Annotated in this window: 17 protein-coding genes and 2 riboswitches; of the genes, 14 read left to right on the top strand and 3 right to left on the bottom strand. The window is 51.0% G+C overall.

The annotated features are described in order from the left end of the window. The first annotated feature begins 146 nt into the window (after positions 1-146). From BLW29_RS22480 to BLW29_RS22470, 3 genes are all read left to right on the top strand, one after another. Positions 147-365: a hypothetical protein gene (locus BLW29_RS22480; RefSeq protein WP_090983770.1), complete on the top strand. Its 219-nt coding sequence runs from the start codon at positions 147-149 to the stop codon at positions 363-365. 77 nt (positions 366-442) lie between these two features. Next, entirely contained in the window at positions 443-1,351 is a 909-nt protein-coding gene (locus BLW29_RS22475) for a hypothetical protein (protein ID WP_090983768.1), read from the top strand. 106 nt (positions 1,352-1,457) lie between these two features. Beyond that, positions 1,458-1,976 carry a glutathione peroxidase gene (locus BLW29_RS22470; protein WP_090983766.1) on the top strand — a complete coding sequence of 173 codons (519 nt, stop codon included), beginning with the start codon at positions 1,458-1,460 and terminating at the stop codon, positions 1,974-1,976. A 33-nt stretch (positions 1,977-2,009) separates the two neighbouring features. On the opposite strand, the gene BLW29_RS22465 is transcribed toward BLW29_RS22470, so the two are convergent. Continuing rightward, positions 2,010-3,356, bottom strand: coding sequence for an APC family permease (locus tag BLW29_RS22465; protein WP_090983764.1), 1,347 nt, complete (start codon positions 3,354-3,356; stop codon positions 2,010-2,012). A gap of 98 nt (positions 3,357-3,454) precedes the next feature. After that, positions 3,455-3,562, bottom strand: a riboswitch (guanidine-I (ykkC/yxkD leader). A 125-nt stretch (positions 3,563-3,687) separates the two neighbouring features. Between BLW29_RS22465 and BLW29_RS22460 the strand changes: the two genes are divergently transcribed. Continuing rightward, positions 3,688-3,906 (top strand): cold-inducible protein YdjO-related protein, encoded by a 219-nt coding sequence (locus BLW29_RS22460; protein WP_256208811.1) that lies wholly within the window; start codon positions 3,688-3,690, stop codon positions 3,904-3,906. A 45-nt stretch (positions 3,907-3,951) separates the two neighbouring features. On the opposite strand, the gene BLW29_RS22455 is transcribed toward BLW29_RS22460, so the two are convergent. Beyond that, on the bottom strand, positions 3,952-4,848 hold the full coding sequence (locus BLW29_RS22455; protein ID WP_177186773.1) for a DNA-3-methyladenine glycosylase family protein: 897 nt from the start codon (positions 4,846-4,848) through the stop codon (positions 3,952-3,954). Positions 4,849-5,000: 152 nt separating this feature from the next. Between BLW29_RS22455 and BLW29_RS22450 the strand changes: the two genes are divergently transcribed. The 4 genes from BLW29_RS22450 (at position 5,001) to BLW29_RS22435 (ending at position 6,910) form a co-directional block, all read left to right on the top strand. Then, positions 5,001-5,582: a bifunctional transcriptional activator/DNA repair enzyme AdaA gene (locus BLW29_RS22450; protein WP_256208801.1), complete on the top strand. Its 582-nt coding sequence runs from the start codon at positions 5,001-5,003 to the stop codon at positions 5,580-5,582. Between the two features lie 15 nt (positions 5,583-5,597). Continuing rightward, positions 5,598-6,110, top strand: coding sequence for a methylated-DNA--[protein]-cysteine S-methyltransferase (locus BLW29_RS22445; protein WP_090983758.1), 513 nt, complete (start codon positions 5,598-5,600; stop codon positions 6,108-6,110). Between the two features lie 80 nt (positions 6,111-6,190). Further along, positions 6,191-6,487, top strand: coding sequence for a DUF6509 family protein (locus BLW29_RS22440; protein ID WP_090983756.1), 297 nt, complete (start codon positions 6,191-6,193; stop codon positions 6,485-6,487). A 96-nt stretch (positions 6,488-6,583) separates the two neighbouring features. Next, positions 6,584-6,910: a hypothetical protein gene (locus BLW29_RS22435; RefSeq protein WP_090983753.1), complete on the top strand. Its 327-nt coding sequence runs from the start codon at positions 6,584-6,586 to the stop codon at positions 6,908-6,910. Between the two features lie 1,157 nt (positions 6,911-8,067). Here the strand turns inward: BLW29_RS22435 and BLW29_RS22430 are convergent. Further along, on the bottom strand, positions 8,068-8,877 hold the full coding sequence (locus tag BLW29_RS22430) for a (2Fe-2S)-binding protein (RefSeq protein WP_090983752.1): 810 nt from the start codon (positions 8,875-8,877) through the stop codon (positions 8,068-8,070). Between the two features lie 202 nt (positions 8,878-9,079). Here BLW29_RS22430 and BLW29_RS22425 point away from each other — a divergent pair, with 202 nt between their 5' ends. From BLW29_RS22425 to atzF, 6 genes are all read left to right on the top strand, one after another. Beyond that, complete coding sequence (locus tag BLW29_RS22425; RefSeq protein WP_090983750.1) at positions 9,080-9,955, top strand: radical SAM/SPASM domain-containing protein; 876 nt, start codon at positions 9,080-9,082, stop codon at positions 9,953-9,955. Positions 9,956-9,981: 26 nt separating this feature from the next. Then, positions 9,982-11,934 (top strand): LTA synthase family protein, encoded by a 1,953-nt coding sequence (locus BLW29_RS22420; protein ID WP_177186772.1) that lies wholly within the window; start codon positions 9,982-9,984, stop codon positions 11,932-11,934. A gap of 200 nt (positions 11,935-12,134) precedes the next feature. Then, positions 12,135-12,245, top strand: a riboswitch (guanidine-I (ykkC/yxkD leader). 53 nt (positions 12,246-12,298) lie between these two features. Continuing rightward, the gene (locus tag BLW29_RS22415) at positions 12,299-13,024 is read left to right on the top strand and encodes an urea amidolyase associated protein UAAP1 (protein WP_090983749.1); all 726 of its coding nucleotides are present in this window, start codon (positions 12,299-12,301) and stop codon (positions 13,022-13,024) included. A 60-nt stretch (positions 13,025-13,084) separates the two neighbouring features. After that, the gene (locus BLW29_RS22410) at positions 13,085-13,741 is read left to right on the top strand and encodes an urea amidolyase associated protein UAAP2 (RefSeq protein WP_090983747.1); all 657 of its coding nucleotides are present in this window, start codon (positions 13,085-13,087) and stop codon (positions 13,739-13,741) included. A gap of 39 nt (positions 13,742-13,780) precedes the next feature. Further along, on the top strand, positions 13,781-17,440 hold the full coding sequence (uca, locus tag BLW29_RS22405) for an urea carboxylase (RefSeq protein WP_090983843.1): 3,660 nt from the start codon (positions 13,781-13,783) through the stop codon (positions 17,438-17,440). Continuing rightward, complete coding sequence (gene atzF / locus BLW29_RS22400; protein WP_090983745.1) at positions 17,437-19,242, top strand: allophanate hydrolase; 1,806 nt, start codon at positions 17,437-17,439, stop codon at positions 19,240-19,242. The genes uca and atzF overlap by 4 nt, the downstream gene beginning before the upstream one ends. The last annotated feature ends 74 nt before the right edge of the window (positions 19,243-19,316 follow it).

The following is a 19,316-nucleotide window of genomic DNA, read 5'->3' as shown; positions in this document are numbered from 1 at the left end:
TGCATAGTTGCGGCGTTCTCGAGCATTCAGGATCGGATATGCGTTTGAAGAATGTTGCCCTCATGCATTGGAAGCGTATAATGAGAGGAAACGAACAAACGGTGATTATATAGGTGGATAACATTTGACCTGGGGAGGCTATAGGGATGGGAAACGAAGCGAATACTAACGTCAAGTGCGCCACTCAGCGGCTCGGGAAAGTGGTTGCCGCAGATGGGAAGTTCCTTGCCATCGAGGTGAACGGGAAGGCGCTGACACTGCCTCGCGAGAAGGCTGAGGCGGGAATCGTGGCAGGCGATGTGCTGCGCTGGGACGGATTGAAATGGGTGCGAGCGCAGCACAGTGACGAGGCAGCGGGACAATAATGAGAGAAGCTTAATCCCCTTTGCACCCTTATTGGAGGCGGCTGCTGCGAATCGTTAAATAAGGGGTGATTAGATTAATGGAAGTTTTAGAATCGAAACGCTGTTTGTTCTGTGACGAGCTTGTGAAAGTGAAACGTAAAGGCGGCAATGAATGGTATATTGACTGTATGTGCGCACCTGGCGGGTCTTACGGGCTTCGGGAAGACAGCTATGAGCCATTACGACTGTTGAGCTATTCGGAGAAACGGAATTCGTTCCCGATCCTATCGGCTTATATTCGGGAACAGACAGATTGTGACGAGAAGGTCATTCTTACTTATGAGGACCTTGTGACCATCTTACAATCTCCGCAAATTCCGATTACAACCGAAGAGAAGGGGAATCGACTTCTCCGATACTTGCATCGACATACCACGGGACCCGGTGAAGCGGTCGTTATTAATCAGTTCTCGCAAAGCTATAATTTGACTTATTCCTTAACTTTGCAAGAGCTTGTGTTTATTACGGAGAAGCTGAAAGAAGACGGATATATTGAGCGTATCGGCTCAACGTTCAAGCTGACGGAGAAAGGCTGGGTGGAAGCGGCTAATACCGCAAGCGGCAAAGCTTTAAAGCCTTGTTATGTTCAGCTTAGCAACCATAATGAGAGCATAAGCAGAGATTGGCTGGAAACGGTATTCCCGAGATTGATTCAGCTTGGGTATGCACCAAAGTTTCTGGAAGAGGATCTCTCGCTGCGACTTGATCCTAAACCGATTGAAACGGTGCTGCAGGAGATTAGCAACTGCAAGCTGCTGGTGGTGGATGTGACGGAACCGACTGCGGAGTTGTGGCTTCGTGCGGGGTTTGCGATTGGCAATGAGATCCAGATTATTTGGACAAGCCAAGTGGCTGATCAGCAGCTGCCGCAAGGAGTCAGACCGCTTGTATGGCAGGATGCGGAGGAACTGGTCAGAGTGCTGCAGAAGGTGCTGACGAAGGAATAGTGGCTGATTTAGGGGTTGCTCGGAGCGGTGTTCATAGGCTATAATCATTTTATACAATTTAATTAAATGCAATATACTGTGAACTCAATTCAGGAGGGACCTACCAATGAGCATTTATGATTTCACCGTCCAGACGATTACAGGCGAACAGCAGTCGCTGTCCGCATATAAAGGGAAGACGCTTCTCATCGTCAATACGGCGAGCGCCTGTGGACTTACCCCTCATTATAAAGGGCTGCAGCAGATTTACGAAGCACATAAGGACGAGAATTTGGTCGTGCTTGGTTTCCCATGTAATCAATTTGCAGCTCAAGAGCCAGGATCGAACGAGGAGATCGCTAGCTTCTGCGAGCTCAATTACGGCGTAACTTTCCCGATGTTTGCGAAAATTGAAGTGAACGGCGAAAATGCCCATCCGTTATATAAATACTTAGTGGATGCAGCGCCTGCCCCCTACCATACCGGTACAATCGAGTGGAATTTCGTAAAATTCCTGATTGATCAAGAGGGCAACGTTGTGAAGCAATATCCGGCATCGACGGATCCAGCAGCTATTGAGCCGGATCTTCGCAGTTTGATCAATAATGGCAGCCTGGGAGCGGCGCCAAATACGGTTAACGATTAACTGTATCTTAAGTTCAAACAATGGAAGCACCCCTTATGGGGTGCTTTTTGATTTCTCGATGGAGAAGGATTTGTTTCTCTGCAGGATAAGCTTCAAGGCGTGTTGTTTCCGGTAGGCTTGATACAGGACCCCGATAATAAGCCAGATCAGTCCCATGATCAGTGCATCCTTGCTCAGCAGGAGGAATAGGTAGCCGATGACACATGCGCCTGTAGCAGGCAGAACCAAGTAAGCTAACGTTCCTGAGACGGAACGCTTACGTTCCTTTACGTAGTAGTGGCAGATGACAGATATGTTGACAAAGAAGAAGGCGGTCAGTGCGCCGAAATTCACGAATTTGATCGCCGTATCCAGTCGAATGACTAAAGCTAACATAGAGACCATGCCCACAATTAGAATATTGACCGCAGGCGTCTTGAGCTTGGGGTGTACATAGGCGAATATACGGTCCGGAAGGATCGATTCACGTCCCATTGCGAGCAGCAGCCGCGACACGCTTGAAACGGAAGAGATTCCTTGCGTAAAGATTGCAAATAAGAGCACAATGATGAATACCGATCCAAGCATGGCTCCGCCGACCATCTTCACAATTTCTAGCCCGGCCGAATCGATGTCAGCGAAAGGGATTGGATTTGGGAACGTCAGCTGAGTCAAATAAGACGGGACAACATATAAAACGATCGCGATCCCAATAATAATGGCGATGGCTCTCGGGATGGTTTTGCTTGCGTTCTTCGTTTCTTCCGACATTGTCGTAATGGAATCGAATCCGAGAAAGGAAAAGCAGATCATGGAAGCGCCTGTCAGTATTGTGGTGAAAGGAATCTCGTGTTGGAGGAGCGGCGCAAGCGGATCGCTTATGGAAGATAAGTTACGGTAGAGTAAGATGCAAAACAAGGCGATGAAGCCCATTTGAATGAGGACGAACCATTTACTCAGATTGGCTGAGAATGAAGCACCGCGCAGGTTCACTAGCGTAATTAACAAATTGATACTGATCATCCACAAGTAGGACGGAATAGCCGGGAATTGCGCATGCATATAGATTCCGAACGTTAAGCATGCGATAATAGGTGAGAAGAGGTAATCCAGCAGCAATGCCCACCCGACAAGGAAACCGAGATAGGGATGGATCGATTTCTTCACATAGGAGTAGGCAGAACCGGAGCTCGAATGTGCCTTGGACATATGGCCATAGCTATAAGCAGTAAACATGATGGCGACAAAAGCGGTCAAATACGCTTGGGTTAACATCCCGGCGGAGGATTCGTAAGCAATGCCATAAATCGAGAAATAGATCATCGGTGTCATCCAAGCGAGGCCGAGGAACACGATTTGAAATAACGATAATGTTGGCGTTAGTTTGACTTGTACGTTCATGTGCAGCACCCTTCCGTCATCTCTCGTGTAACCATCACATCTCTCAGGATGGATGGCTGAAAAATAAAAAAAAGCGCGGAAGGTATCCCTAAATGAGATCCTCCCGGGCTTTTATCCCTCCGTGAACACAGCAACGGCTGTGCGTTCTCTCTCGGTCCAGTCCAGCATGCCGGAATGGTTGCTGCGGAACCCTAGAGAACGTATGGCATATTTAGTTACGTTGCTTTGTTAGATAATATAACATAACCTACCTGATCGTCAATTGAAAATTTAATGGCGTACGAACTAGCTTCGTTCAGGCAGCAAGAGAAAGGATGCTTTTAGATTGTCGATGAATGAAGAGGAAAAGCCGCAGTTGATCGCAACGAAGATTTGGAAGTGTAAGAACGCAGAGTGTAAAGCGTGGGTTCGTGAGGAATTTGCCGAGGCCGGTGAACAGGCATGTCCGATCTGTAAAGGACCGATGCATCGCAGTATGAGGCATCTGCCCAAAGTACAGAACAAGATCAAATCTCAACCGCGAAAGAAGAAAGGTGAATTTGACTTTTAGCCGCCAATTGGCGGCTTTTTTATGTTTTGAAGGGGAATGGCGGCGTTAGTAAAGGGTCCGCCAGAGGTAGAAGGTGGCATAGGCTTTCCAGTCGCCCCAGGCTGAGGAGAGCTGTTTAATCTCCGCGATGGAAGGTTTGTCCGGCCGCTTCATAAGGTGCTTCAGCGCATTGTGAAGACCTGCGTCTTCGATGGGGAATGCTCCGGGCATGCGTAAACAGCGCATGAGTACATAGTTTGCCGTCCACGGTCCGATGCCGCGGATGCGGGTTAGTGCTTTCTCGATGGCGGACCAGTCTTCAAGTGCCAAGAGTTGTTCTTTGGACAAACGGCCTTCGACAATTTCATTGGCGGTTCCGATCAGGTACTCGGATTTGCGGCCTGTGAACTGCATGTCCGTCAGGTCGGAAACCTGAAGGGCGGCGATCGTCTCCGGCGTAGGGAAGGTAAAGTAACATCGGCCATTCCATTCCAGCGATGAACCGAAACGCTCCACGAATCGTCTCTTGAGCGTATAAGCAAAGGTTAAATTAATTTGCTGGCCCATGATTCCCCAGCAGAGCGCTTCGAACAAGTCGTCGATGCCGACTACCCGCAGTCCGTGGAACTGTTTAACAGTGCCACGAAGCAGTTCGTCCTGCTCAGCCAGTTCATAGAAAGGCAGCAAATCGCGTTCGCAATCGAACCATTCCCATACATAGCGGGCAGCAGTTTCTCGAAGCTCCTGGGAAGGCTCTTCGTCCAATGCGGGAAACTCGATGCTCAGTGAATCGTTCTTCTCTGGTGTGATCCTTATAAGTACGGGGTTGCTCGCCGTTGGAATAAGCCGCAGAACAGTATTATCCTCCACATTGAATAAGCATTCGTTACTGGATCGTTTCAAATAATCAATGATATGGGCACTGCTGAACGGGGCAGGCGGATGAATCGTAATGGTATGCATATCTCGTCGGAGGCCTCCTTTCAAATCTGCTGCATTATTAGTTGTATCATATTTGGGTGGTTGTTCGCTTTCGTAATCTTGCGTTCTCATGCGGCAAAGCTTACATCAGCCCCATAAAGAGGTTATACTTCTTCTCATGGAGGTGATGGTGCATGCCCATGATGACGAGTGAAATGTGGCTCGCGATTGCAAGCTGCGATGCTTCGTACGATGGTCAGTTTTACTACGGTGTGAGTTCGACCGGAATATTCTGCAGGCCCTCCTGCAAATCGAGAACGCCGAATCCGAAGCATGTTCACATCTTCTTGCATGCTGAAGCTGCGCTTGCGAGCGATTATCGGCCGTGTAAGCGGTGCAAGCCGGAAGGAAGGCGGCTTCCAGAGGAAGAATGGGTGGAGTCGGTAGCGATGGTGATCCATGAGCGTTACGAGGAGCCGCTTCCTTTGTCCAAATTAGCGGAGCTGGCGCATGTCAGTCCTTATCATATACAGCGAACATTTAAGCGAATTAAGGGGATGTCTCCTGCTGCGTATTTGCAGCAGGTTCGAGTGGAGGCGGCGAAGGAGCTGCTGTTGTCCGCATCCGAGTTGACGATTAGTGAAATCGGAGTGCGAGTGGGCTTTCCGAATGCGGCACATTTTGCAACCGTGTTTCAGAAGGAATCAGGCAGCTCGCCGTCGGCCTATCGGATGATGGGTGCTGCTGCTGCTGCGGATCAGAGTGGGATGGATTAAGGGAGGATTGGGAATATGAAAGCTTTGTATTGGACGGAGATTGACGATGCATCGTGGCGGCTTATAGTGGTTGCGACTGATGAAGGATTAAGTTATGTCAGCTCGCCTGCTGCTACGCTAGATGAGGTTGCTGAATGGTGCGCGAAACATTACCCCGGCTATACGTTAACGAGAGATGATGAGCGATTAGGGGAATATAGCGGGCAGCTTCGTGCTTATCTGAACGGGGAGCTGACAAGGTTTCAACTACCTTTGCATGTGAAAGGGACAGCTTTTCAACAGATGGTCTGGCAAGCGTTGGAGCAAATCCCGCATGGGCAGACCTGCTCCTATTCCGATATCGCAGAGCGGATAGGCAAAGCGAGTGCGGTTCGAGCGGTTGGTACTGCAATCGGCGCGAATCCGGTGCTGATTGTTGTGCCCTGTCACCGCGTTATCGGCAAGAATGGTGCGTTAACCGGTTTCCGTGGCGGGATGGATGCGAAGGAAAAGCTGCTCCGCCTTGAAGGTGTGCTGGCAAGTCGGTAATCGCATGTGTTTAAAGGAATGAGAATAGACGATATACTAACAAGTGAGGCATAACTTGAGGGAATTGAAGGGATGAGGCAATGATTTCGATTACAGAATTTTCGGTGGACAAGATTAAAGACCCGTTCGGCATACTTGCTGGCGATCGGTACGAGTTTAGATTGGATGTGGACTTGCCTGAGGATGATGAGCTGTTCGTGGAGAATGGCGTTTATATCCGCGTCATTTATAAAGTGGATGGCGAATCTTCGGGCATCGTGAAGTATGAGCTGTACGAGCGTATGAACGACCGATATGTCGATGCGGAGCTGGAAGACGAGGAAGAGCAGCTTATTGATAGTTTTTGTAAAGCACATTTCTCGGAAGCCGAAGAATAGAATAAGGTGAACTGCTTAGAAAACGGCAGGCGTGTGTAATAGTTTGTACGGCAAGCAAATAGCGGGCCGAAACAAGTGATTAAGGCGGTGTATGACATGACAGTTCATTATCTGCTCAATTGCTACAACAATCAAATTATGGTGAAGCAAGTAGAAGGTGATGAAGAGCTATTTAATGTCAACATTCAGAGTATCAACAATCCACTCAGTTTCGGCAATACGTTATATTCAGCCCAAACCAAAGAACATGCCATTCGTATTGCCAATCAGCTGTGCGCGTTCTACTCCATGGCGCGAGTCAACGGCTACTATCTGGAAGGCAAGTGCTTCCGCAACGAGAACAAATCCGACATCTCCGCGGAGCATGTGCTCCGGCAGGAGCGGACGAAGGACGAAATGCACGCCATGCTGACGAGCGAGTGATCATGATGGCGAGTGAGTGATCATGGTGACGAGTGAGAAAGCATGATGGCGAACTAGAGATCATGGATGAATGAAGGCAGTCCCTTGGCTGCCTTTTTTGTTTTTGCTGCGACGTTCCCTGGATTGGGGAGGGGCGGCGGAGGTACCGCGGCTCAAATCGGTGGCGTTAAGAGGATATACCGCTTATGGAGGTTGAAACGGGGGTAAGTAGCCTGTTTAAGAGAATATACCGCTTATCGTATGCGGATAGAGCTGAAAGTGCTGGGAAACGGCTCAAATCAGTGGCGTTAAGAGGGAATACCGCTTATGGAGGTCGAAACGGGGGTAAGTAGCCTGTTTAAGAGGATATACCGCTTATCGTATGCGGATAGAGCAGAAAGTGCTGGGAAACGGCTCTATTCGGTGGCATTAAGAGGATATACCGCTTATGGTGGCCGAAACGGGAGTGAGTAACGTGTTTAAACGGCTATTCCTCTTAAGCGCAGCAGTGAGTAGTTAGTTTTTGAGCTGAGCGTTCGATTTTGGAACACTCCGAGTTAATTCAGTGTGTATTCCGAGCTGAGCGTTCATTTATCGGACGCTCATCATCAAACGGTTGGCAAGGTGGTTAGAGTACTGAAAGTCGCATATCCAGGCTCACAGCGACCGTCGCGGGGTAGAGTGCTTAGTTGGAGTGCTGAGAGTCGGTTTTCCCGACTCTCAGCGTCGATTCAACGTGGATTTGATGTTGAGAGTAGGATTTTCCGACTCACAGTCTTCACCGCGGGGGTGAAATGGCTAGTTGGAGTGTTGAGAGTCGGTTTTCCCGACTCTCAGCGTCGATTCAGCGTGGATTTGGTGTTGAGAGTCGGATTTTCCGACTCTCGGCCTTCGCCGCGGGGGTGAAATGGTTAGTGAGAGTGCTGAGAGTAGGATTTCCCGACTCTCAGCGTCATTTCGGCCTGGATTTCGTGTTGAGAGTAGGATTTTCCTACTCTCAGCCTTCACCGCGGGGGTGAAAGGGTTAGTTTGAGTGCTGAGAGTCGGTTTTCCCGACTCTCAGCGACGATAAAACGTGGATTCGGTGTTGAGAGTAGGGATTTTCCTACTCTCAGCCTACGCCGCGGGGGTGAAATGGCTAGTTGGTAACAAAAAAGCTGAACGGAATCTTGCTCCGTTCAGCTCTTATTAACGATGCTTGCATAGCGCTCTTCGCGCTGGGGGGCTGTGAGTTTCGGGCAGCTGTAGCACATGACGCCGTCTTCGTTGCAGTAGTACATGCAGCAGCCGGAGCGAATCATGATTTTGCTGCCGAGCTGGAAGGGGCTGTCGACATACCTAGGCGTATGTACGAAGGGATTGCGTTTGCTGCCGAACAGACTGGGATCGAGCTGTTCCGTGAGTACCTTGCAATCATGTGCGAATCGCTTTCGAACTTCTTCAGAGGTTTCATTTGCTTCGAAAGTGGTTATCATGTTAGCCAGCTTGCTGCCGAATTGCGTCCATATGACCGCAGCCTTCAGGTTCCCGGCAGAAGCGATGGTATTCAGCAGCGGTTCCACTACGGTTCGAAAATCCGCCTCAAGCGTATCTCGGACGAACATTCCGCGGTCTACATGTTCCGGTACCTCCGTGTAGCTGAAGTCATGCAGCTTATAGCCGAATGAATGATAAGTGCCGAAATCCTCCATTTGAAACGTAAGTTTGTCAATCGCCATGTCGAACTGCACATTATACTTGGACAACAAGAGCAGTCTTACTGCGCATAGTTGGAATAAAGAGCCGCCGATATAAGAAGTTGCCAGTTCGGAGCCGGTAGCGCGTGCAGTCAAACTTACGATCTCAAACGCACGTTGTATCACATCGGCTCCCCGTAGAAAATCGGTCGCAGGCATCTCGAAGGACGGGGTAGCAGCGCCTGTTGGCGAGACGCGTATGTAGTACTTATCGAATGGGGAGAAATCGATGACGGGTTTGTTCATCATCATTGGCTCGCGCTCCTTTGATAATATTTCTCATTCTCAATGGCATGATTAGCGCAATTATAAGTTGCCCTTGCCCGATGTGTCAATGACAAAACCGCTGTTTCCAGTGGCCTTAAGTGGACAGCTTTTGCATCGGCGATTTATAATGGAGGGTATGTTCTTGCACCGCAACCTATATTGATCGTATGAACGGGGCCTAATCGGGATGAAAAAATTCAAGAAATTTTATATCGAAATTACGAGTGTCTGCAATCTGGCTTGCTCGTTCTGTCCGCAAACGAAACGTCAGGCAAATTTCATTAAGGTCGAAGACTTCACGAAAATATTGGATGAAATTAAACCGCATACGGATTATATTTATTTCCATCTAAAGGGCGAACCGCTGCTGCATCCGAAAATCGATCAGCTGCTCGACATCAGTCACGAGCGCGGCTTCAAGGTGAATATTACGTCTAACGGAACGCTATTGCACAAAGCCAAACACAAGATCATGGGCAAACCTGCACTTCGTCAAATGAACTTCTCGCTGCACAGCTTTGACGGACATGAAGGTTCGGTTGATAAAGAAGGTTATATCGGCAGCGTGCTGTCGTTCGTGAAAGAGGCTGTTGCGACTTCGGACATGCTGGTTTCGCTTCGCTTGTGGAATTTGGCTGAAGACAATGAGGTCAATGTCGAGGTAAACCGTAATCATGAGATTTTAGAGCAGATTGAAGAGGCATTCGAATTGGATTTCCGCATTCAAGAGAAATTTACGCGCGGGAATGGGATTAAGATTGCGGACCGTGTTTATTTGAACCACGAGGTGGAGTTCAAGTGGCCGGATCTGAAGGAGCCGGAAGACGATGGCAAAGGCTTCTGTCATGCGCTTCGCAATCAAGCAGGCATTCTGGTTGACGGTACAGTCGTACCTTGCTGCTTAGACGGCGAGGGCGTAATCAATCTGGGCAACATTCATCAGACCGCATTCTCGGAAATTATTGAAGGTGATCGTGCGAACCGGCTCTATGACGGATTTTCGCGCAGGGAAGCCGTTGAAGAGCTTTGCCGGAAATGCGGCTTTAGGCAGCGGTTCAGCTAATAAGAAAGAAGGTACAGAAAGTCGATATGAATCATTTTCCAATTCGTCAGCGGAGGTCGCTGCTTTCTCTGAATCAGGAGAAGAATGCGGGAATTCCGCTATTCTATATGGCTATTGCACTATTCCATGCCAAAATGCTGCTGCTGCGCTATTTCTTATTTGACAAAATTGATATAACGCATATTATCGCAGACATCGGCGCTATCATGGTCTTGCTCAGCCTCGTTGAACTGGTTACGCCAAGCAAGCTTCGGACTGCCGTGTATGGCGCGGTGAATCTCGTTTATTCCTTCGCTCTGTTCTCATCTGCTGTTTATTTCGAGCATTTCGGGAACGTACCCACCTACACGGCGCTATATGAGCTGCATCAGGTGACGAAGATCGGATCAAGCGTTGAGTCGACGATCCAATTGAACCATTTCTGGTTTTTTGCCGATTTGGCGGTTGGATTAGCGCTTTGGATTATCGCGGCAGTGAGAAGGTCACGCCGAAACCGTTCTTGGAGCAGTTACAGCGGCGGTTATAGGAAGCGGGCGGTAACGCCAATTTACCGTGTCGTGATGACGGCTATTCTTATCGTTAGTTTCGCGCTTTCGGCGCGCGTTATTCAAGTGGGCATGCCAATCGATAACGAGCTGGTCGAGGCTGAGCAGGAAGGTTTCTTGAATTATCAAATATCGGCAGCGATTAAAGCGGCTCAAGACAACAGCGTGGCTGCCGAAGGGAATATCGACGAAATTACGCAGGAAGCAAGCGAACTTCAAGCTAGCTATCCTTACAAAGATGTGGCTAGCGGCGTTCCTGCGGCCTATTTCGGCTCCGAGAAAGGCAAGAATCTAATCATCATCCAGATGGAGGCCTTTCAGAATTTCCCGATTCATCTCTCCGTAGGCGGTCAAGAGCTGACGCCCGTGCTGAACAAGCTGGCAGATGAAAGCTTCTATTTCCCGCACGTGTTCCAACAGATTGGACAGGGGAACACCTCCGATGCCGAATTCATGTCCAACACGTCCATCTATCCGACTGCGAAGATTGCGATGTCTACCGGGTATGGGGATCGGGATATTCCCAGCCTGCCGAAATTACTGGACAAGAACGGCTATGTCTCAAGTACGTTTCATGTCAATGACGTGACGTTCTGGGATCGCAATAAACTGTACGCGGCGCTAGGGTTTGATCATTATTTTGACAAGCCTTATTACAAGAACGATCATTACAACAGCTTCGGAGCCTCGGATGAGGAGCTATACCGCGTTGGCGTAGAGAAGCTGCAAGAAGTGAGTGGCGGCAGTAAGCCGTATTATGGACAGTTTATTACGGTGTCGAATCACTTCCCGTTCGAAGTTCCGCTGGATCGCATGAAAATGCAGCTTCCGGAGAAGCTCAAAGGCACGCAGCTGGGCAATTATTTGCTGGGTGTGAACTACACGGATTATGCAATCGGAACATTAATCGATAAGCTCAAAGCCGCAGGGCAATGGGATAATACCGTTCTCGTGTTGTACGGAGACCACTTTGGGCTTCAGCCGGACGAGAACGATCCTGCGTTTGTGAAACAAGCGCTTGGCATCAAATACGACCCGCAAGTCAGTCGGTTTAATATTCCGCTTATCATCCACGCGCCGGGCCAGCAAGGTAAAGTTATCGATCATGTAGGCGGTCAGCTGGATATTATGCCGACTGTCGCGAACTTGCTCGGCGTGTCGCTGAAGGATGAACAATTTACGGCTTTCGGCCATGATCTGCTTAATGTGGACCGAAATGTGTTTGGGACGCGGTACTACCTCCCGACAGGCTCGTTCTACAACAATGACATCTTGTTCGTACCGGGCAAAGGCTTCGAGGATGGCAAGGCGGTAAACATTCGAACGCTTGAGCCGGTGACGAATCTTGCTCCTTATCGAAGCGACTATGACTATGTGATGCAGCTTATGGATGTATCCGACCGTTATGTCAAATCTCTTCCGCAGCGTCATTAATACGGCCCTCAAACAGCCTCTCCTATGTGCGTTTAACGCATGTAGGGGAGGTTTTTTTGTTGTTGTTTGCATTGCCTAACGAACGTTAATGTAATAATACCTTACATAAGGATTGACACTTTGCAGAAATCACCCCTATAATACGAATCAATAGCAGGTTTTAACAATTGAATATCGGTTCTCATGTTAGCTATTGAGAACAACTAACCATCTAGGGTTCCGTTGCATGATTGATTCGTTCATGCAGGTCTGGTCCGAGAGATGGTGTGCAGCAGCGCTGCATAACACGGAAGGATAAAAGCCTGGGAGAAACCAATCTCTCAGGCTTTTTATATTTCAATCATTTTTCGAGGGGGACTATTCAATGACGACAGGATTATGGACCACAACCTTTGGGGCAGGCGATAAATGGTCAGGGAGAATTAGCAAAGGGAGGCTGCTTCGTTTTACGGCCTTGCAGGATAACGCTAATTTATCGGTAATGATGTTCCACGCTGATGATTTGACTGAGCGCTACAATATGCCGGATACGCTGAAAGCCCAATATACGGCCCACCTGACTCATGGAAATATTCTGATGAGCGATAATGGCCGCGCGATGGCAAGCTTCGTCGATGATGAGCTTGGCTGGCATGATACGATTACCGGCTTTACGACTCGCACATCCACGGACAGCAAGTTCGGATTGACGCAATACCAGCTGCTTCGGAATGAGTGGCTGCGCAGCGGCTATGAGAATTTTGCGGTCGAGCTCGTTCGTAACGGGTTAGGTGTACGCGATATGGGACCGGTCGTTAATTTGTTCTCGAAAGTGAGCTGCGACAGCGTAGGCCAATTGACTTACGATGCTGCACATTGCAAAGAAGGCGCAGCCGTAACGCTTCGCACAGAAATGGATATTCTCCTTGTCGTCTCGAATACGCCGAACCCGATGAATCCCAGTACCCATTATCCGACAGCTGCTGTACAGCTTGAGGTATTCGCGGCTCCGGCTGTCAATCTGGAAACCGACTATTGCTGCAACTTTAGATCCGAGAATCGGCGAGCATTCGAGAATACGGCGGAGTACTACTTGCTCGCTGGTCGTTAATTATACGAGGGGCTTGAAGGATACACGCAACGCAATGACTACATTTGAGGGGGAACTAAGATGACTACTACTGCGTTTAACCGATACGAAAGCACGCTGCAACCGGAATCGGCGATTATAGATGAAATTGTAATGGCAGGGGATGGCTGGATGAAAGAGCTTCAGCCGGGTCAAGTGCTGCGGATCGTTGATTTGGAAGGAAACCAAGCGGCGGATACGTTGTTCTACGACGCGGATAATCCGGAAGATCATTATAGTGCGGTTGCGACAATTACGGGGCAAGGAAACATTTACTTAACTACAGGCTCGGTGCTTCGTGCCGAATCCGGCAAGGAACTGCTCAAGATCGTCGCCGATACTTGCGGCAGACATGATACGGTCGGCGGCTCCTGTTCCGCTCAGAGTAATACCGTGCGTTATGCGCATGAGAAGCTTCAGATGCACAATTGCCGCGATACCTTCATGCTGCAGCTGGCCCAACATGAAGGCGGCTATACGAAACGAGATTTGGCCCCTAATGTGAACTTCTTCATGAATGTACCCGTGTCTGAGGATGGCGGGCTGCGATTTGCGGATGGGGTATCTGCGCCAGGTTGTTATGTAGAGCTCGAATCGATCTGCCGCACGATGGTGTTAATCAGCAATTGCCCGCAATTGAACAATCCATGTAATGCGTATAACCCAACTCCGATTCGAGTGTTGATCTGGAATCCATAGAGAGAAATAGAGTCATTCAGGGAGGGAAACACCATGTCCATGTTCACTAAAGTTCTCATCGCGAATCGCGGTGCAATCGCCGTTCGAATCGAACGTACGCTTCGCAAGCTAGGCGTTCAATCCGTTGCCGTCTATACGCAAGCTGATCAAGACAGCCTTCATGTCGATGGCGCAGATGAAGCGGTATTGATCGGAACGGGTCCTGCCAAAGAAAGCTACCTGGATGTGGATCGAATTCTCCAAACCGCAATCGATACAGGCGCGCAGGCGATCCATCCGGGCTATGGTTTCTTGAGCGAAAATGCAGCATTCGCACGTGCCTGCCGCGAACGAGGCATCGTATTCATCGGACCTACTCCGGAGCAGATGGAGATGTTCGGTCTGAAGCATTCGGCTCGTGAAATTGCGGAGCGTGCAGGTGTACCGATGCTGCCCGGAACGGCGTTGATCTCGGAGCTGGACGAAGCGCTGGCGCAGGCGGAAGAGATCGGGTATCCCGTTATTCTGAAGAGCACGGCAGGCGGCGGCGGAATCGGCATGCGGGTGTGCGCAGACGAGAGTGCGCTTGCTGCGGCTTTCGATGGCGTCCGTTATTTGGCGGAGACGAATTTTAAGAACGGCGGCATCTTTCTAGAGAAATATATTGCAAGAGCCCGCCACGTTGAAGTTCAAATCTTCGGCAACGGCTTTGGTGAAGTCGTGACCTTGGGCGAACGCGACTGCTCGATTCAGCGTCGGAATCAGAAGGTCATCGAAGAAAGTCCGGCGCCGAATTTGCCAGAGCATGTACGTCAAGAAATGTTCGCCTCCTCGAAGCGGCTTGCTGCAGAGGTTGGCTACCGCAGTGCGGGAACGATTGAATATTTGTACGATCCGGAATCATGCGCTTTTTATTTCCTGGAAGTGAATACCCGGCTGCAAGTGGAGCATGGCGTAACCGAAGAAGTGCTTGGCCTTGATCTGGTGGAATGGATGGTTCGGGAAGCCGCGAATGAGCTGACTGACTTGGAATCGTTGATTAAACCGGCTGTCGGCCACAGCATTCAGGCGCGTATCTACGCAGAGGATTGTCTGCAGCAATTCCGTCCGAGCGCCGGTAAGCTGGATCAAGTGAAATTTACAGAACATGCACGCATTGAGTCCTGGGTACGTGATGGCATAACGGTAACCACGCTATACGATCCGATGCTGGCGAAGATCATCGTTCACGGCGACAATCGGATGGATGCCATTGCGAAGCTGATTCAAGCCATCGATGAGACGCGTCTCTATGGGGTCACGACGAATTTACAGTATGTCAAAGCGCTGCTTAGTCATGAAGATTGCTTGAGCGGCAACGTGTACACACAGCTGTTGAATACGTTTGAGCCTGCTGAGCTGGCTATAGAAGTCATCGATGGAGGCGTTCAAACGACCGTGCAGGATTGGCCGGGGCGAACGGGATATTGGGATGTCGGCGTTCCGCCTTGCGGTCCGATGGATCCGCTGTCGTTCCGCATGGGGAACAAGCTGCTTGGCAATGAGGATGACGCCGCAGGACTTGAGCTGACACTGCGCGGCGGTGCTTATAAGTTCCGTGATGATATGTGGATTTGTTTGACCGGTGCCGATATGGAAGCGGTGCTGGATGAGGCAGCTGTCCCATTGTACCAGCCGATCCATGCTCGAAAAGGTCAGGTGCTCAGCTACGGCGAAGCCAAAACAGGCATGAGAGGTTATTTGCTGGTTGCCGGCGGGTTTGATATGCCGCGTATCCTTGGCAGTTCCGCTACATTTACGCTTGGTAATTTCGGCGGACATGGCGGACGGGCACTTCGCGCAGGGGATGTGCTTGGCGTCAATCGGAGCGTAGGGCAGCAGGTTCCGCCGTCTGGAGCAGTCGTGCAGCTGCAAGAGTGGGACTTACCGACGATGACGCGGACGTGGACGATCGGCGTTATTCCGGGACCGCACTGTACAGCTGAATATTTGCTGCCTACTTACCTGAAGGAGCTTGCGGAAACAAGCTTCGAGGTGCATTTTAACAGCTCGCGGACAGGTGTAAGGCTCATCGGCCCTGCACCTCATTGGGCAAGAGAAGATGGCGGTCAAGCCGGTCTGCATCCATCCAATATCCACGACAACGCTTATGCGGTTGGGACGCTGGATTTGACCGGAGATATGCCGATTCTGCTTGGGCCGGACGGTCCCAGCTTGGGCGGATTCGTCTGCCCGGTGACGACAGCGTCCGCGGAATTCTGGAAGCTGGGCCAGCTGCATCCGGGTGACCGCGTTCGTTTCCAATTGCTGTCGCTGGATGAGGCGGACCGGCTGCGCAAGGAACAAGAAAGCAATCTGGAAGCGATCGGGCAAGGGGACTGGGAGCAGCTCGTACCGCTTGGCTTGCCTCCAGCCGATTACGAGTTGACTGAGAGGCCTGAATACCCGCTATTGAAGCAGGAATCGGTCAATCGCAGATTCCCGATTACGATCCGCTGCAGCGGGGATGAGAACATTCTGGTGGAGTACGGTGAGATGGAGCTGGACTTGCTGCTTCGTTTCCAAGTCCACGCGCTAATGCAGGCTATTCGGGAAACAGGCGTGATTCCGGTACAGGATCTGACGCCGGGCATTCGCTCGCTTCAAGTTCATATTGATCCGAAGCGGACGAATGTGAGAGAAGCGGCTGAACGCATTCTTGAATTGGACTCCGGCCTGCCGCCGCTTGAAACGATCGAGGTTCCTTCGCGAATTGTTCGATTGCCGCTCTCGTGGGATGATCCGGCTACTCAGCTGGCCATTGAGCGTTACCAACAAAATGTACGTCCGGATGCTCCATGGTGTCCGAGTAACCTAGAATTCATTCGTCGCATCAATGGCCTTGGCGATCTAGATGAAGTGTTCAAGATCGTACATGAGGCTAATTATCTGGTGCTAGGCCTTGGCGATGTTTATCTTGGAGCACCTGTTGCGACGCCGATCGATCCGCGTCATCGACTCGTCACTACCAAATACAATCCGGCTCGTACATGGACGCCGGAGAATGCGGTCGGTATCGGCGGCGCGTACATGTGCGTCTACGGCATGGAAGGTCCGGGCGGCTATCAGTTCGTAGGCCGTACGATTCAAATGTGGAACTTGAACCGCCAAACCGAGAGCTTCCAGGCAGGTAAACCGTGGCTGCTTCGCTTCTTTGACCAAATTCAGTTCTACCCTGTAACAGCGGATGAACTTCTGCGTCTCCGTGAAGACTTCACGCGCGGACGGTTCGAGGCGGATATTACGGAAACGACGTTCAAGCTAAGTGACTATCTTGCGTTCTTGGATGGAATCAAGGAGGGCACGGATGCCTTCCAAACGATGCAGCAAAAGGCCTTCCAAGCAGAGCGTGAGAACTGGAAAGCACTTGGACTCGCTGAATTTATATCCGAGCAGGATGCAAGTAAAGAAGCACCTGAGGATGAGCTGCCTGAGGGTACGATCGCGGTTCGCTGCACGATGCCGGGAAGTGTATGGAAGGTGCTTGTGACCCCTGGTCAAGAGGTGAAGAAAGGCGAAACGCTGATTATCGAGGAGAGCATGAAGATGGAGTTTACCCAGACTGCACCTTGCGACGGGTTTGTCTCTTCGATCTTCGTGAAACCGGGCGATGAAGTGCATACGGGTCAACTGATTGTCGGGCTCGTGAAGGAGAGGGAAAGAGAGGCGCTGAGCATATGACCACGACCACGATAGAATGGCCAAATGAACTGACCTTGCAATGGCTCAGAGAACAATATACCGCCAAGCTTCTGGAGCCTGCTGATGTGATTGCGGAGATCATCCGCCGAGCGGAAGCGGATGCGGAGATGAATATATGGATTACACCGCCGTCCATTGCGGTCATTCAGCCTTATCTGGACCGGTTGACGACGCTGACTCCGGAGAGCTCGCCTCTCTGGGGGATCCCCTTTGCTGTCAAAGACAATATCGATTTAGCTGGTGTGCCGACAACGGCCGCTTGTGCCGAATTCAGCTATACACCTACAGCCAGCGCAGTTGTGGTACATCGACTTATCCATGCAGGAGCCATTCCCATTGGCAAAACCAATCTGGATCAGTTCGCCACCGGTCTTGTCGGGACGCGAAGCCCCTATGGGGAAACGCATAATGCGCTGCGAAGCGAGCTGATCAGCGGCGGTTCCAGCTCCGGCTCGGCCGTGTCCGTAGCGCGCGGGCAAGTCGTCTTCGCGCTTGGCACGGATACAGCCGGCTCAGGGCGCGTTCCGGCTGCGCTGAACGGTTTGGTCGGCTATAAACCGAGCCTTGGCGCTTGGCCGACGAAAGGCGTTGTTCCGGCCTGTGCGAGCCTGGACTGCGTAACTGTCTTCGCGCATAGTCTTGACGATGCGCTGGCTGTCGACCGGCATGCCCGCGGCTTGGAAGAAACAGACCCGTGGTCGCGCTCGATTGCGCATCCTTCGGCGGGCGATATGCTTCCTGCTACGGTATGTTTACCAACTGAGACGCCGACCTTCTACGGACCGTTCGCGGGTCAATATGAGCGTGCATGGATGAAGTCGGTAGCTGTCATTGAAGCGATGGGCTTGCCTGTTGTTTACGTAGAGCTCAACCTGTTCGCGGAAGCTGCGGCAATTCTATACGGCGGACCTTGGGTAGCGGAACGATGGGCGGATCTGGGTCCATTCATCGAAAGCCATCCCGGAACGGCATTTCCTGTAACGGAGCAGGTGCTTCGAACCGGCGCATCGCCGGATTATACCGCGGCAGCGGTCTTCCAAGCTGCGCATAAGCTGCAAGCCTTCAAGCTGGAAGCGAAGCAGCTGCTCAAGGACGCGGTTCTGTTCTTGCCGACTTGCGGCGGGACATGGACGCGCGATGAGGTGCGAGCGAATCCGATCAGCACGAACAGCGATATGGGACGTTATACGAATCATTGCAATTTACTTGATCTGTGCGCCGTTGCGGTTCAGGCTGGAGAAGCGGATACGGATTTGCCGTTTGGCGTGACCTTGTTCGCCACTGCGGAGAATGAATCGCTGCTATGCCGAGCAGCGAAACGGTTCGTCTCCGCGTTTGGCGGTGAGCAGCCAGCAGGTGATGCGAAACCGTCTGCTCCGCAAACAACGGTTGTAACTCCGGCAACGACGCTGGTCGCGGTCTGCGGTCTGCATATGCGAGGATTCCCGCTAGAGAAGCAGATGATTGCTTGCGGCGCCACATTTGTACGGGAGGCCGAGAGTGCGTCGAAATATCGGCTTGTGAAGCTGCCGACTACTCCTGCGAAGCCGGGGATGATTAAGCAGAAGCAAGGCGGTTCATCCGTTACGCTCGAAATCTGGGAGATGCCGGTCGCTTCCTTCGGAGGCTTCACAGCGTCTATTCCAGCACCGCTTGGCATAGGCAAGGTTGAGCTGAGTGATGGAACCGAAGTGCCCGGGTTTATTTGCGAAGCCTACGCCGAGCATGGCGCAGAAGATATTACTGCATATGGCTCATGGCGCAACGCCGTACTGCAATAGCTGCCTGCCCTGATAGCCGTATAAACCGCTCATTATGCAAGCCGAGTTTCCCGTTAGTGGGACCGGCTTGTATT

The sequence above is a fragment of the Paenibacillus sp. CF384 genome, from assembly GCF_900106745.1.
Lineage (GTDB): Bacteria > Bacillota > Bacilli > Paenibacillales > Paenibacillaceae > Paenibacillus_Z.
This window is presented reverse-complemented; position numbering and strand designations above follow the sequence as displayed.